General features: G+C 58.9%; 9 protein-coding genes and 2 pseudogenes. 6 read left to right on the top strand and 5 right to left on the bottom strand.

Annotated features, from left to right (window positions below):
• Window positions 1–390: 390 nt before the first annotated feature.
• From ACVDG8_RS13340 to nifA, 4 genes and pseudogenes are all read right to left on the bottom strand, one after another.
• On the bottom strand, window positions 391–1,506 hold the full coding sequence (locus ACVDG8_RS13340) for a Fic family protein (protein ID WP_447255070.1): 1,116 nt from the start codon (window positions 1,504–1,506) through the stop codon (window positions 391–393).
• A 297-nt stretch (window positions 1,507–1,803) separates the two neighbouring features.
• Window positions 1,804–2,835, bottom strand: coding sequence for an LLM class flavin-dependent oxidoreductase (locus tag ACVDG8_RS13345; RefSeq protein ID WP_447255071.1), 1,032 nt, complete (start codon window positions 2,833–2,835; stop codon window positions 1,804–1,806).
• Between the two features lie 83 nt (window positions 2,836–2,918).
• The gene (hisC, locus tag ACVDG8_RS13350) at window positions 2,919–4,067 is read right to left on the bottom strand and encodes a histidinol-phosphate transaminase (RefSeq protein ID WP_447255072.1); all 1,149 of its coding nucleotides are present in this window, start codon (window positions 4,065–4,067) and stop codon (window positions 2,919–2,921) included.
• 208 nt (window positions 4,068–4,275) lie between these two features.
• Window positions 4,276–6,043 (bottom strand): annotated as a pseudogene (gene nifA / locus ACVDG8_RS13355) (nif-specific transcriptional activator NifA).
• A 1,062-nt stretch (window positions 6,044–7,105) separates the two neighbouring features.
• Between nifA and ACVDG8_RS13360 the strand changes: the two are divergent.
• From ACVDG8_RS13360 to ACVDG8_RS13370, 3 genes and pseudogenes are all read left to right on the top strand, one after another.
• A complete protein-coding gene (locus tag ACVDG8_RS13360; protein ID WP_447257332.1) occupies window positions 7,106–8,458 on the top strand; it encodes a dicarboxylate/amino acid:cation symporter in 1,353 nt (450 codons plus the stop codon).
• 281 nt (window positions 8,459–8,739) lie between these two features.
• Window positions 8,740–9,804, top strand: a complete 1,065-nt coding sequence (locus tag ACVDG8_RS13365) for a LacI family DNA-binding transcriptional regulator (protein WP_447257333.1) — start codon at window positions 8,740–8,742, stop codon at window positions 9,802–9,804.
• 160 nt (window positions 9,805–9,964) lie between these two features.
• Window positions 9,965–10,758, top strand: a pseudogene (locus tag ACVDG8_RS13370) (TIM barrel protein).
• A 14-nt stretch (window positions 10,759–10,772) separates the two neighbouring features.
• Here the strand turns inward: ACVDG8_RS13370 and ACVDG8_RS13375 are convergent.
• Window positions 10,773–11,690 carry a LysR family transcriptional regulator gene (locus ACVDG8_RS13375; RefSeq protein WP_455707747.1) on the bottom strand — a complete coding sequence of 306 codons (918 nt, stop codon included), beginning with the start codon at window positions 11,688–11,690 and terminating at the stop codon, window positions 10,773–10,775.
• Window positions 11,691–11,848: 158 nt separating this feature from the next.
• Between ACVDG8_RS13375 and ACVDG8_RS13380 the strand changes: the two genes are divergently transcribed.
• The 3 genes from ACVDG8_RS13380 to ACVDG8_RS13390 all read left to right on the top strand — a co-directional run bounded on the left by ACVDG8_RS13380 (window position 11,849) and on the right by ACVDG8_RS13390 (window position 14,151).
• Window positions 11,849–12,439 (top strand): NodA family N-acyltransferase, encoded by a 591-nt coding sequence (locus ACVDG8_RS13380; RefSeq protein WP_447255073.1) that lies wholly within the window; start codon window positions 11,849–11,851, stop codon window positions 12,437–12,439.
• A gap of 221 nt (window positions 12,440–12,660) precedes the next feature.
• Window positions 12,661–12,942, top strand: coding sequence for an acyl carrier protein (locus ACVDG8_RS13385; protein WP_447255074.1), 282 nt, complete (start codon window positions 12,661–12,663; stop codon window positions 12,940–12,942).
• Window positions 12,943–14,151, top strand: coding sequence for a beta-ketoacyl-[acyl-carrier-protein] synthase family protein (locus ACVDG8_RS13390; protein WP_447255075.1), 1,209 nt, complete (start codon window positions 12,943–12,945; stop codon window positions 14,149–14,151).
• The last annotated feature ends 116 nt before the right edge of the window (window positions 14,152–14,267 follow it).

The raw sequence follows: 14,267 nt of genomic DNA on the forward strand, positions 1-14,267 counted from the left end.
CACTTCCGCAATTATCCCGAATCGGTAGCAGCGGGCCCTCTATTCCTTTGCATCGGCGCGTCACAAAGGACGTGATTTGCTTGCCCATATAACAAACCAGATGGGCCAGATCGAATGTGATTTGAGAAAGGCGAAGCCGACGGCACCGCCGATGCGTTTGGAGTTATCGCTTCGGTCGCCCGAAGCGCCATGAACATTGCCGAAATTGACACAAAAACGCGCTGGGACCGCAACCGTGCCCTGAAACTCTCAGCGAATGCAGACGGACCCGTTAGTCGGACTTGGTGCGCTCAGGCTTTGCCCGGCGCGATCCCGAATTCGTAGACTTTTTGCTCAAAACTTCGCACGTGTCGCTGCGCGAGTAACGTGGCAATAAAACTGTGCTACGGTTTACCTGTGGTCATCCAGAACGTTCAGGGCGTAACGTGTGTGTCGCCGTTCACCAGTTCTTATCATCGCGCCCTTGGAAACGAGGTCTTGCAGATCTCTTGTCGCCGTCGCGCGCGATGCTTGAGTGATGGCGATATAGTTCTCGGCGCTGAGCCCTCCTTTGAACCCGTCGATGCCTTCGCGGAACATTCGGGCGATGACCTTTTCCTGCCGCTCGTTGAATTGATCGCGGTGGCGTTCGTAAAATTTTGCCTTGGCGACAGAGAATTCGACACGGGAGAGCGTTACGCGCTGCGCTTCAAGGATCGTGTTGGCGAAGTAGAGCAGCCAATCGGTAACCGCGTTGCTCTTGTTGCTGGCCTCCAGGTTGTCATAGTAGGCCTTGCGGTGGCGTTCGATCGTATAAGCCAACGCGATGAGACTCGGCTCGCCCAGGTTTTGCGCCAGCGCCTTTTCGCAGAGGGCACGGCCTATGCGGCCGTTGCCGTCCTCAAATGGGTGGATGCTCTCAAAATAAAGGTGCGCGATACCGGCTCGCGTCAACGCCGGGAGCGGGGCCTTACCTTTAGGCGCGGTATCGTTGAACCAAGGGATGAAAGCATCCATTTCGGCTTTTACCCGCGCTGAAGGAGGTGCCTCGAAATGCACTTTGGGCTTATCCAGCCGATTGGAAACGATCTGCATGACGTCGGCATGCTGGCGGTAATTGCCAATCGTCTCAATACGCCGTTCCCCCGACATCAGCATCTTGTGCCAAGCGTTCAGAGTGCGATGCGAGAGGACATGGCCAAAATGTAAATACACGTCGGCCATCATTTCCGCGATGCCGCGCTCGGCAAGCGGAATGCGCCTGTTCTCGCTGCCCAGCCCAAGTTGCTGGCGCAGGGATGATTGCAGACTCTCGCGGTTGAGGTATTCCCCTTCAATCGCGGATGTCTTCAAGGCCTCTTCACTGATAAGATCGATGCGTATCTGGTCGCGATCGTCAGAACCGACGTGCCGAAAGACACCCAGGAACTCACCCGATCGCAGCAGGAACTCCCTTTCCAGCGGTTCCAATTCTTCCTTATCGTAGGTAAAATGCGGCCAGTCAGCCTGCTCCCAATTCCATACCATGAGTTATAGCACACCTTTCTATAACTCATATTGCCTTAAATGATGAGCTATAGCAAGCTTCTCTATGCCTCAGAAACCGGGGCTCTGACTTGGTGCGCACAAGTTCGCCCTCTCTTGCGAAAGGGAAATCGGGGCGAGTTCTTAGTCGGCAGGCCGGTCGCTCCACTATGTAGGGCCTCCACAAGCGTGTGCGCCCTCACCCATACACCAAGCACTATATCGGCATCATGCGCGTGACCGGGAAGGTGATGGTGCGCCGGAGAAATTCAACTCCGAACGCTGAACGCGCATGTCACATCAGGTAACCCGAGCCATGATTTCAGATTGGATCGACCTTGCGGTGTATAGCGAAGCGTCTAAGGACAGACTCCCAAATGCAAGTTGGCAAAGTAGATAATTAGCACCGGCCTCTTCGAGCTGATCAAGAAGAGCTTGTCGCGCGGAAGATGCCGTTCCCACCACGCACAATTCGCTCTCGATTGCTGCATCCAAGCTCAGCGGCAGATTTGGGGGCGTCTGGAGCGCATTGAGGTCGTAGAGAAACCTGAAGCTCTTGAGCCATCTTTCGTAAGCGGGTGCCGCGAGCGCATATGCATCTGCTTCCGTTCGCGCGATCACGACCATGCGGAGCATTCCAAGAAATGGCTCCCGCTCGTCCGCGTCGGCACTGCGCTCCCGGCAGGCTCGGAATGCATCCGTAACTCTGCGAACAGAAGAGGCAGGCCCAAGGCATGCGATATTTGCGCCACTTGCAGCGGCCCAGCTGGCCGACTCGGGTCTATTGGTGGCGATCCATGTCGGTGGATGGGGGCGCTGATGAGATCTCAGCGTCAAAGGAACGTCATTCAGCTCAAAATGGCGGCCGCGATAGGATAGCGTGTCGCCGCCCTTCATCGCCTCGATAAGGATTTCGCTGGCTTCCGCATAGTGACCTGGCGCTGCCTCCGCAGCAATCCCGAAGTAACCCAGTTCGACTGGAAGAGAGCCGCGCCCTATGCCCAGTTCGACCCTGCCCCCACTCAACTGGTCCAGCATGCAGATCTCCTCGAATGCACGCAGCGGATGATAAAGGGCAAGCAGCATCACCATCGGGCCGACGCGAAGGCGCCGGGTGCGCTGGACGACGCTAGCCAAGAACAAATTCGGCGATGGGCCCATGCCGTGCGGAGTGCAGTGGTGCTCTGCCAAGTGATATGCATAGAAGCCAAGGTGATCGCACGCCTCTGCTAAACTCAGGCGATCGGCGTATTGACGGGCAATCTCGCAGCCGTCCTCATCCAGATGGTCGAATATGCCGAAGGTCAGGCCCCGGGGAAAGGCATTCTTCACAAATCTTCTCCAACTCTTTGCAACAGTTCGTGGCCCGCAATGATGCAAGCAAATTCAAATTATCGGCGGTGAATGCGGGGGAACTACCGACTGGTTAAGGCAGGTGCAGCGGCCGCTGACGGCTGGCACAGCGGGATCGTTTCCTTAGCCGTTGCAGCTATCTCTCTGGCGACCTCAAGAAATTCATCCATCTCAGCTTTTGTACCGATGCTGACGCGGATGTGGTTTTCCAGCCCTGCATCCTCAAAGAAGGCGACGAGTATCTTTTGCCTTTCCAGAGCCGCTTGCCACCATTTGCCTTCCTGCCCCGCTGGCACACGCGCTAGCAGGAAATTTGCGTGAGACGGAATTACGGAAAATCCAAGTTTCGACAGTGCCACCGTCACTCGCTGTCTTTCATGCTTGATGTGCTTGTGGTTCTCGGCATAGGCGCTGCGGTGCCCAAGCACACTGATGCCAACCGCCTGGCCGATTACGTTCATGTTGAAGACGTTCTGGAGATCCCGCAGCCTGCCGATAACCTCAGGGTGGCCAAGTCCGAAACCGACGCGAATGCCGGCGGTGGCGTAGCTTTTCGAGAATGTTCTCAAGACCAGGAGGTTTGGATAACGATCGACGAGATGCAGACCATTATCCGGTGCAAAATCGACATAGGCCTCATCCAAGACAATCAGGCGGTCTGATTCTGATACCAGGCGTTCGACATCGGCCACCGGCACAAACGTTCCGGTCGGATTGTTTGGGTTGGCCAGCAGAATGAATTTGGCATCTTTTGCCGGTCCCAGGAGCAAGTCGTCGACCGGCAAGGAATGATCTGCGCCCCATCCAATTTCGAGAAATTCGGCACCCTGCAAACGGGCAAGTTTGCGGTTGAAGGAAAACCCCGGCGACAACATCGCCATTTTGTCTCCTGGAACCAGGAAGGCCCGGTAGATAAGCCCGAGCAGTTCGGACGATCCGTTTCCGGCGATCACCTGATCCATCGAGACGCCGTAGGCTTCCGATGCTGCTTGCCTCAAGCTGGCGTTGTCGTCTTCTGGATAAAGATATTGCTGTCCGAGAGCGGCCATTGCACTTTGCATTATGACTTTCGGCAACGGAAACGGGTTCTCGTTCGTGTTCAGCTTGACGCAACAAGGATCCGGCGCCGGCTTGTCGGACAGCAGAACATCCAGCTGCCTCGCTACTTGCGACAGAGAAGAAAGCACAGTTTGCAGTTTTGCATCAGACATCAATTTTTCTCCGTTTCTGTTTCAGTGTCGGCACGAGCTGGCGATCGACATTGGCTGACAGCCGTCAGCCGCTCGCCCGAGCGACCACCGCGGGCCAGCGCGGCCTGCGGGATCGGATCGGATCGGATCGGAACTGCAGGAGGGCCCGCGTCTCAAGGCGCCAAGGCATGAATGCTTGACGTCTCAGCTACTCGGCTCTGTGATGTGTTCAAAGGCGTTTGATCTCAATGCCGTATTTCCTCAACACGTAGCCAATCTGGCGCGGCGTCAATCCAAGCAGGCGCGCCGCCTTTGCCTGGACCCAGCCAGATCTCTCCATGGCGTGGATGACACGTTCGGCATCGGCCATTCCCGCGGAGTGGATGACCCCGGTTGAGTCCAGCGGCGGCTGCCCTAAAGCCTCTGATAGGGGCGCGACGGCGGCAGGACTGCCGGCAGCAGTTGGCGGTATGGCCCGACCCAGTGGCGGCGGCCCGACCGGCGAAGGTTGCTGCGCGACTTTGCCGAGCCGGCAATTATGCAGGGCCTCGGCGAAGCATTTGCCCTGGCAGCATGCAAAGTCGTCTTTCCCGATTGATGGCCCGGCCGCCAGAACCGCGGTCCGATACACGCAGTTTTCCAATTCGCGAATATTGCCGGGAAAGTCGCAGTTTATCAGCACTTCGATTGCGCTCGGATCGAAGGTCAACATCAGGCCGTTTTCATCGTTGAAATTCTTCAGAAACTCTGCTGCAAGGAGCGGAATATCGCTGCGCCTTTCGCGAAGCGCCGGCACCAGCAAAGGAACAACACTGATGCGATAGTAGAGGTCGGCACGGAACTCGTTTCTGGCGACCGCCTCTTCCAGGTTCTTGTTCGTCGCGGCAATGATGCGGACGTCGACTTTGATGGTCTGGTTGCCGCCGACGCGCTCAAACTCCTGCTCCTGCAGCACGCGCAAGAGCTTTGCCTGGAACGAGGCCGAAATCTCGCCGATCTCGTCCAAGAACAATGTCCCCTTGTCGGCGAGCTCAAAGCGCCCCTTGCGCGAGTTGAACGCGCTGGTGAATGCACCCTTCTCATGGCCGAACAATTCGGATTCCAGCACCGTCTCGGGCAGAGCCGCGCAATTGAGCTTGATGAAGGGCCGCTTGGCGCGTGGGGATAATTCGTGGATAGCCTTGGCGACCAGCTCCTTCCCGGTACCGGATTCGCCTCGCAACAGAACCGCAATCTTGGCCTTGGCTACGAGCGCGACCTTCTCAAGCAAGCCGCGCAGCGCCAAGCTGTCGCCAATCATCCCCTCCACGTGAGTGTTACGTTGCAGGGCCAGGGGCTTCCGCTTTGGCGGGCAGTCCTGCTTTGCGATCGGTTGCTCGCGGTCGAGCTCGAACGAGCGATGCGACTTTACTGCCTGGCCTACCAGGTTGGCGATTAGCGGGAGCAGACAGAGGCTGTAGTCGAGCCAGACTCTTGAGCCATGGGGCAGCACGTGATCGATGCTCAGCGTGCCCACGACATTTGAATCGACGCGAATGGGAACGCCGATAAAGGACACTGGTATGTCGTCGGAAGCCCCGAGCACGTCCACGTCGGCGGCGGTGAAAGCCGGATGAACCGCGATGTTCTCTGTCGCCAGGGGCTTGTCCGTCGCCAAAACCTGGTCGATTGCATTCCGCGGCAGGTACGTGCGGCAACGCTCACCGCAACTCTTGGTCCCGCCCGCGCCTGCGATAATTTCCAGTTCGCTATTATGGCCGGAAAGAGATGATGCCGTGCCGCATCTGCAGGAACGATCGCAGCAGGTCTACGACGTTGGCCAACCTGGCCTCGAGCGCGGACGGGGCGGTGAGTGCTCTCGAAATTTCGTAGATGCCAGCCAGCGCGCTCGCGCGCGACGGCAGAATGGCGGATGCCGATTCATCGTCGAGTGATGTGCTTGACGAAGCCTGCTCAGCACCGCCTTCAGATTGGCGACCATTGTGTTGATCTGACATGTCATCCTCGATCTGGGGGCGCGACAGCAACACCGCGCCATCTGGATCTGCGATGTCCGCCGGCGGAGACGCATCGTCAGACGTCATCAGCGCCCGAGCCACCGATGGGCGGCACTAAGAAGAATTTTTCGCCCCGCGAGCCGCAGCATGATTGGCGCACTTGCTCGCGGGTGGCAGCCGCTTACCGGAAGGCTGAAGAGGTTGATGCGGGCCGTCCTGGGGTGTCGGCGGCAGGACGCCAGAGTTCCGCAGGCGACATACTGCTTTCAACAAGATCAAGTGTGGGTCACGGTTTTGGGCCGGGCCCAGACCAGGGGCAAGCACGGACGACGCCGGAGGCAAGGCTTGATGCATGCGTTGCTATCCTTACTGAACTGAGGCGCGGTTCAGGCTTCCGGAGCGCAACCACACATTGCGCTACAGAGCGGGAATGAGGCAGGCTAGTCAACCGAGCTTTCCTCGCATTTCTGAGAGGAAAGGCAGAGGACATGATAGAATTCCATCAGCTGGAATTTCCGACAGATCGATCTGAACGGCAGAATTACCCCGGTGTTCACGGATGCCCAGGCGGGTGAGCCTACCGAGGCCGACGCCTCGGGGGCTTCGGCATAGCCTGCTACCGCGGACAGTATGGCCGACAGGTGTCGTCGAGCGGCTACAAATTCGCGACCCCTCTTCTGAGTCACCGATGCGCCAAGTCCGGTGAACCAGCCGGTCTTATCCACCACCGTGGACATGCCGCGGCTACAGCGGAGCCCGCCCGGTCGTGTAGCGAATCTTCCACTCCCGTGACCGGCCGGGTCGCAAATGCGACAAACAGGCGAGCGGGAACGGCAGATTCCAGAATTGCCGACCGGTGGCACCAGGCAAAGCAATGACGCAAAGCTGGGGGCATTAGTGCGGGATTTCGCCAGAGATGACGGCAACAGTGCGGAAACCCGCACAGCCCGCCCTGTTGAGGCTGCCGCACCGAGCGCAGGACTACGCGTGTTGGGCACGGGTCTCGCACTTGGCACGTCACTTGCTGTCGACATGCCAGCAGCGCGTGACCGGAGCGCCGCGATGGGAGAAGCGCGGAGGGAGGAGACCCACCGCAACCCGGTCAGGGAGAGAAATCTGTTGGCTCCGATCCGAAGCGCGGGTTCTGCGCCCCGCAAGGCCTTCTACGCCCAGCTCTACATTCAGGTGCTTACCGCCATCGCGCTCGGTGTGGCAGTTGGCTATTTCTACCCCGACGTCGGCGAGAGCCTTAAGCCGCTCGGGGATGCCTTCATCAAGCTCGTCAAGATGATCATCGCGCCGGTGATCTTTCTAACCGTGACGACCGGCATTGCCGGTATGAATGACCTCAAGAAGGTCGGCCGGGTCGCCGGCAAGGCAATGATCTATTTCCTCACCTTCTCGAGCCTCGCATTGATTGTCGGTCTCATTGTCGCAAATGTCGTTCAGCCAGGTGCCGGCATGAACATCGATCCGGCGTCGCTCGATGTCCAGACCGTGAAGGGCTATGCCGCCAAGGTCCACGAGCAGTCGGTGACCGGCTTTCTGATGAACATCATTCCCTCAACGATCGTCAGTGCCTTCGCGGACGGCGACATCCTGCAGGTCCTGTTCTTCTCGGTTCTGTTCGGCATCGCTCTCGCGATGGTCGGCGACACGGGCAAGCCTGTGCTTTCTTTGCTTCAGGCGCTCCTCGCGCCGGTGTTCAAGCTGGTAGGCATCCTGATGCGGGCTGCGCCTGTCGGCGCTTTCGGAGCCATGGCCTTCACTATCGGCAAGTTTGGCATCGGTTCGGTGGCCAACCTCGCCATGCTGGTCGCCACGTTCTATTTCACTGCTTTCCTCTTCGTCTTCGGGATTCTTGGCGCAGTCTGCCGATACAACGGCTTCTCGATCTTTTCTCTCCTGCGCTACATAAAGGAAGAGCTGCTGCTGGTCCTGGCAACGTCCTCCTCGGAGGCCGCGCTGCCCTCGCTCATGGCAAAGATGGAGAAGGCCGGCGCCAAGCGATCGGTCGTGGGTCTCGTCATCCCGACTGGATATTCATTCAATCTGGACGGCACCAACATTTACATGACGCTGGCCGCCCTCTTCCTCGCCCAGGCGACGAACACGCATTTGTCAATTACCGATCAGGTCCTCCTCTTGCTGGTCGCGATGCTTTCCTCGAAGGGCGCCGCGGGTATAACAGGCGCCGGCTTCATCACCTTGGCCGCTACGTTGTCCGTAATTCCTAGCGTTCCCGTAGCTGGTATGGCTCTGATCCTTGGCGTGGACCGCTTCATGTCCGAATGCCGAGCGCTGACGAACGTAATCGGCAATGCAGTGGCCTCACTGGTTGTCGCGCGCTGGGAAGGCGAACTGGACGAAACCCGCATGAAAACCGCCTTCCACGGAAGCTGCCCGAAAGATTAAGCGCGCCCCCTTGCCCCTGCAAGATTGCTGCAGCGTGAGCAGCGAACTACCGGGCTCATCAGCCACCATACAGTCGGCTCGCTGGGTCTAAACAGCGGTCGCGGGCTACAGATCAGAAGCACGAAATGCGGTGAGGACAAGAACATGGACGCCCGATGGATACGCACCGCAGACCGAGAGGCGCCTGGGTACGCCTGCAAAGCTGCTCATTGTATAGGCCGGCAATCGGGCAGGATGCCGAAATCATTTTGCCGCCCCAACGCGTCGCCGGCATGCACCAGATGACGGAGAGCCCGCGGATTAAAATTGGAGCGACGGCAAAGCGTCCTACAATCGCCGATCTCGCCCGCGAAGCCGGGGTGAGCGTGGCAACGGTCGATCGAGTACTGAACGCTCGGCTTCCGGTGCGGGAGGAAACCGCCCGGCGCGTCCACCACGCGGCCCACGCGATCGGCTATCACAATGCGGGACTTATCAAACAGCGTGTGCGACGGGATCTGCCGCGCTACCGCCTGGGCTTCATCTTGAGAAAACCGGCCCAGCATTTCTACCAGGAATTCGCGCGCGAGGTCGAGGCGTCGGTGGGTTCGGCTGAATCCTTCCACGGCATTCCGCTCATCGAATTCGCGCCGTCACACTTGCCCGGGGATCTGACGGCACTGCTTAAGGATCTTGGCAGCCGATGCCACGCCATCGCCATGGTGGCGCCAGATCACCCGAAGATCACCGCAGCAGTTGAGGAGCTCAAAGCGAAAGGCATCCCGGTCTTTTCGCTGCTTTCCGACTTCGCCGCGGGCGTTCGTGAGGGTTACATAGGTCTCAACAACCGCAGCGTTGGCCGCACGGCAGCTTGGATGTTCTCAAAGGTCGCGAAACGGACTGGCAAGGTGGCCGTGTTTGTCGGCAGCCACCGTTTCCAGGGTCATGAACTGCGGGAAAGCGGGTTTCGTTCTTATTTCCGTGAGCATGAGCCAGCGTTCGAGGTGCTGGATACGCTCGTCAATCTCGAGAAGCGACAGATCACTTACGAGGCGCTGCTGGATCTTATGCAGCGGGAACCTGAGCTCGTCGGCTTCTACATGGCCGGCGGCGGCATGGAGGGAGCTATTTCCGCGCTCCGGGAAGAAGGCAAAGGCCAGGATCTCGTCGCGATCGTGAATGAAATCACGCCGGAGTCGCGGGAGGCCCTCGCGGACGACATCATCACCATGGCGGTGGCGACGCCACTGCGCCGACTGTGCGGAGAGCTGATGGTGCTGATGGATCGCGCCATCAAGACCGGCACAGCGGAGACGCCGGGGCAGACATTTCTCCCGTTTGACATCTATCTGCCGGAAAACATCTGAAATGATGTGATCTATCGCCGTTGGCGGACGTTCCTTTCATAAATGCAAGAATCGCTCGATTGACTAGCCTGCTCCAATCAGGTTTGTGCATCGGCCTGCGGTGGGCGAGCGGGAGACCTGACAAGACTGGCGCCGCATTTCTGGAAGGAAAGCTCCGCCCATGCGCCAGGTATCTCCCCGCTTTGCGCTGGAAGACATCGCGGCCCCGTCGGTCGACGTCAGCGCAATTTTCGCAATTGCGCGTGATCAGGGGCTGACCGATGTTCAAATTCGTGACCATCATTTCAGCAACCCTGTTATACGCTCCATTCCGGCTGCCGAGGTCCGCTCTGCCGCCAGCCAAGCCGGCGTCACCATAATCTCGATCAACGCCTTGCAGCGCTTCGACGACTGGGGCCCCTGCCGTCAGGCGGAGGCGAGCAAGCTGGCCGACTACGCTGCCGCGTGCGGGGCCAAGACGGTCGTGCTGGTGCCAGTCAACCACGGCTCGCGCGCCAGCACTGGCGTGCGCCAGCAGGGTCTCCGCCTCGCTCTAAACGCGCTCAAGTTCGCTCTAAACGCGCTCAAGCCGATCCTCCAGTCGCGCGGCCTTGTCGGCCTGATTGAGCCGTTGGGCTTTCGAACCTGCTCGCTTCGATCAAAGAAGGAAGCGGCCGAAGCCATTGCCGCGGTTGATGGCCAGACGGTGTTTCGCCTGATGCACGATACATTTCACCACACGCTCGCCGGCGAGACGTCCCGGACCGCTTTCTTGGAGGGTCTGACAATGCCAGTCAGATCCAGGCGCTGCTTGACCATGGCTATGCGGGTCCCTTCTCGTTCGAACTGGTCGAGAAAGTGTGCACGATGGACGACCTCGCGGGCGCGCTTGCCGCCAGTATTGATTTCATCAAGCGCGTGCTGTCGACGCGAAAGCAGTTGGTCGCGGAGGTAGAAAGCGGAATGGACGCGTAAAGCCTTGGGTGTTGTCACAGCGAAACAGCCATGCGAGCTGCCTCCTGCATCATTATCTCGCGCATCCAGACGCTTGCCGGATCGGTATTGTGGAGTGCTGGCCATTGGGCCGCTTCGATGAAAGCGGGAAGCGGCAGCGGAAGTTCCACAATCTGAAGGGGGAAGGTTTTTTCGAAGTGCTTAACCAGCCGGAAGGGCATAGCCGCAATACGAGCTGTGCCGGAAACCATAGGCGGGATCATGCTGAAGCCCTGCACGGCCACCCCGACCCGTCTTTTCAGACCATGCTCAAGCAAGAACCATTCCTCGACGGATGGCATCAGCGAACGTCCGAACCTGACGGAGACGTGCCTCATCGACAGGTTTCGCTCGAATGTAAGCTGCCGTCTCAGATGCCTGTTCGTGGGACAGCCGACGCAGACGAGCCTCTCGCCGAACAACGCCAAGCTCGAATGCGCGCTCGACGTGAACAAATCCGGAAGAATAACGAAATCTAGGTCGCCGCGCCTGAGGAGTTCATCGGGGCTATCGTTGACAGGCAGCAATTCGAAGCTGACGGCAGGGGCTTCCCGGGCAACACGTTCCACGACTTTCTCAAAAAAAACGAGCGTGGCGAAATCGGAAATGATGATTCTGAAGCGACGATCGGATCGAGCCGGGTCAAACGGGTCGGAAGAAATAATCGTACGTTGGATGTGCAGGAGAGCGTCGCGACCTGCGGGCCCAAGTGCTGCCGCTCGTGACGTCAGAATACGTTCGCGGCCGTTCATGCTGAACAGTTCATCGCCGAAAAAATCGCGCAGCCGGGCGACGGCCGCACTCATCGCCGGGTGATTGAGATTTATCCGGCGTGCCGCCGCTGAGAGATTGCGCTCGGCCAGCAATGCGTCCAGCACGACGAGAAGGTTGAGATCAAGCCCCTTGAAACGCATTTCTGCGGTCATCCATGGAGTGGATAGCTTCCATCGAAACAAATGATTTTATTGTTGTGCTGAAATCTCGCATGGACAAACACCTGACGCACCGATCACCCGCTGCCTCTATGCCGTGATGAGCGTCTTAAGGACAACCCGAAAGGAGAAATTCTTCCATGCGCTCTGCCGTGCAGTGGAGGTTATGCTGGGAAAATAGCTTGCAAGTGGCCGACCATGTCGAGCTCTCTGATTTCTTCCGAAATATCTACGGACGAAACGGGGCCTTCGGCGCAAAGCCATTCGAAGGTGGCCGCAGTTGGGCCGGCGCAAGACCGGAACTCCGCTTTATTGCCAGCGACCCTCAGGGGGTAGCGGCACACATTGGTATACTGCGCCGCTTCATCAAGGTTGACGAGGTCGATGTCCTAGTGGCTGAGTTGGGTCTGTATGGCGTTCGTCAGGATCTTGAGAAGCTCGGAATCAGCTTTGCAATGCGCACGGTGTATCCAGTCCTGCAGCAGATGGGGGTTCCATTCGCTTTCGGCACGGTTCGGCACGCCATGCGTAACCATATTGAGAGGTACTGCAGAGAGGGCATAGCCACCATTGTGCCAGGCGTCCGCGTCCGTTCGAGCCGCGCAAATGTGCATCACGACCTGCCGTCCACGCGCCTGGAGGACGTGCTCGTCTTGGTTTCGCCGATTGGACGCTCGATGGACGAGTGGCCTTCCGGCACGCTGATCGACCGCAACGGTCCGGAGCTATGAAACTTCGGGGCTACATATCTGTCCCGAGTACCTAGCAAAAATCGGCTCCCAGCGACGTTCTTCGCCATCGCAGCCTGCGCCGCGGACAGCCGAACTCACCCGGCTGGTCTGAGCATTTAAGCTTTGTCAGCTGCACAAGTTCAATGGCTAGTTTCCCCGACGCGCGACTCAAGAAGTTATGTCGCGCCACGCAAAAACAAGCTGAAATGGAGAGAAACAAAATGTCTGATCAACTTTCAACTGAAGTCATAGAGATCATCAGGAAGCGCATCGAATTGGAGAACGACGAGGTCACGACTGCAGCATCCGTCGGCGAAATAACCACTGCAACGGAAGTGACGGCGCTCGGCGTCGATTCACTGGGGTTGGCGGACGTGCTCTGGGATCTTGAGCAGGCGTACGGAATCAAGATCGAGATGAACTCGGCCGAGGCGTGGTCTGATCTCCAAACTGTCGGCGACATGGTGGAAGCCATCCGCGGCTTGCTCAACAAGGCCGCTTGAATGGATCGCCGGGTCGTCATCACCGGACTGGGCGGGCTGTGCGGATTGGGCATAGATGCCGCCTCCATCTGGACAGGCATGCGCGAGGGCCGATCGGCCATCGGCCCGATCGCCAATCCCCAGCTTCACGGGCTGGAGGGCAGAATTGGCGCCGAGATCAAGATATTGCCTAAGCACGACATCGACCGCAGGCACCTCCTCTCCATGGACCGTTTCAGCCTGCTTGCCGTGCTTGCTGCCCGCGAGGCCATGCGACAGGCCGGACTTTCCTGCGATGAAGCCAATGCCCATCGCGTCGGCGCGTCAGTGGGCGTCGCCATTGGCGGCTACGACGCGACCGAAAAAGGCTACCGCGCATGCCTTTTAGGCGGAACGTCCCGCCTTGATCTATTCACTGTAGTAAAGGCGATGCCGAGCTCGGCTGCGTGCCACGTCAGCATGAGCCTCGGCCTTCGCGGGCCGGTCTTCGGCGTCACCTCAGCCTGTGCATCGGGCAATCATGCGATCGCCTCGGCCGTAGACCAGATCAGATGCGGCCGGGCCGACGTGATGCTTGCCGGCGGCAGCGAAGCGCCGTTCGTGTTTGCAGTGGTGAAGGGATGGGAAACGATGCGCGTACTCGCTCCGGACACTTGCCGGCCCTTTTCCGCCGACCGGAAGGGCTTAGTCCTGGGCGAGGGTGCGGGCATGGCCGTACTGGAAAGCTATGAGCATGCTACCGCCCGGGGTGCAACGATTCTTGCCGAGATCGCCGGCATTGGCCTGTCTGCCGATGCTTCCCATATCGCCGCGCCGGCAGTTCACGGGCCAGAGACCGCGATGCGGGCCTGCCTTGCCGATGCGAAACTGAATCCCGAGGACGTGGACTACCTGAACGCGCATGGTACCGGCACCAAGGCCGGCGATCAGATTGAAACGGCGGCGATCAAGCGTGTCTTCGGTGAGCATGCTTATTCGATGTCCGTCTCTTCCACCAAATCCTCCCACGGGCACTGCCTGGGTGCAGCGAGTGCGATTGAAATGATTGCCTGTGTGATGGCAATTCAGGAGGATGTCGTGCCGCCGACCGCCAATTATCGCGAGCCAGACCCCGATTGCGATCTCGACGTCACCCCCAACGTGCCGCGCGAGCGTAAGGTGCGTGTCGCCATAAGTAACGCGTTTGCTATGGGCGGCATGAACGCTATTGTAGCATTCAAGCACGTATAACAAGCGTGCGACATGTCTTCGCAAAGTCCTTCCGGGCGCTTTGCTAGGCAGTCTGAACGCTCTGCCAGTGTCCACCAGTCAGCTCCAGGTGGTCAGATCGGTCGAGCCCCGCCTGG

The sequence above is a fragment of the Mesorhizobium sp. ORM8.1 genome (genome assembly GCF_053005525.2).

Excerpts from the sequence above, each read along its gene's own strand:
- ACVDG8_RS13365 (WP_447257333.1), top strand. The coding sequence starts at position 8,740 with ATGACGGAGAGCCCGCGGATTAAAATTGGAGCGACGGCAAAGCGTCCT.
- ACVDG8_RS13380 (WP_447255073.1), top strand. The coding sequence starts at position 11,849 with ATGCGCTCTGCCGTGCAGTGGAGGTTATGCTGGGAAAATAGCTTGCAA.
- hisC (WP_447255072.1), bottom strand. The coding sequence starts at position 4,067 with ATGTCTGATGCAAAACTGCAAACTGTGCTTTCTTCTCTGTCGCAAGTA.
- ACVDG8_RS13340 (WP_447255070.1), bottom strand. The coding sequence starts at position 1,506 with ATGGTATGGAATTGGGAGCAGGCTGACTGGCCGCATTTTACCTACGAT.
- ACVDG8_RS13385 (WP_447255074.1), top strand. The coding sequence starts at position 12,661 with ATGTCTGATCAACTTTCAACTGAAGTCATAGAGATCATCAGGAAGCGC.
- ACVDG8_RS13375 (WP_455707747.1), bottom strand. The coding sequence starts at position 11,690 with ATGCGTTTCAAGGGGCTTGATCTCAACCTTCTCGTCGTGCTGGACGCA.
- ACVDG8_RS13360 (WP_447257332.1), top strand. The coding sequence starts at position 7,106 with ATGGGAGAAGCGCGGAGGGAGGAGACCCACCGCAACCCGGTCAGGGAG.
- ACVDG8_RS13390 (WP_447255075.1), top strand. The coding sequence starts at position 12,943 with ATGGATCGCCGGGTCGTCATCACCGGACTGGGCGGGCTGTGCGGATTG.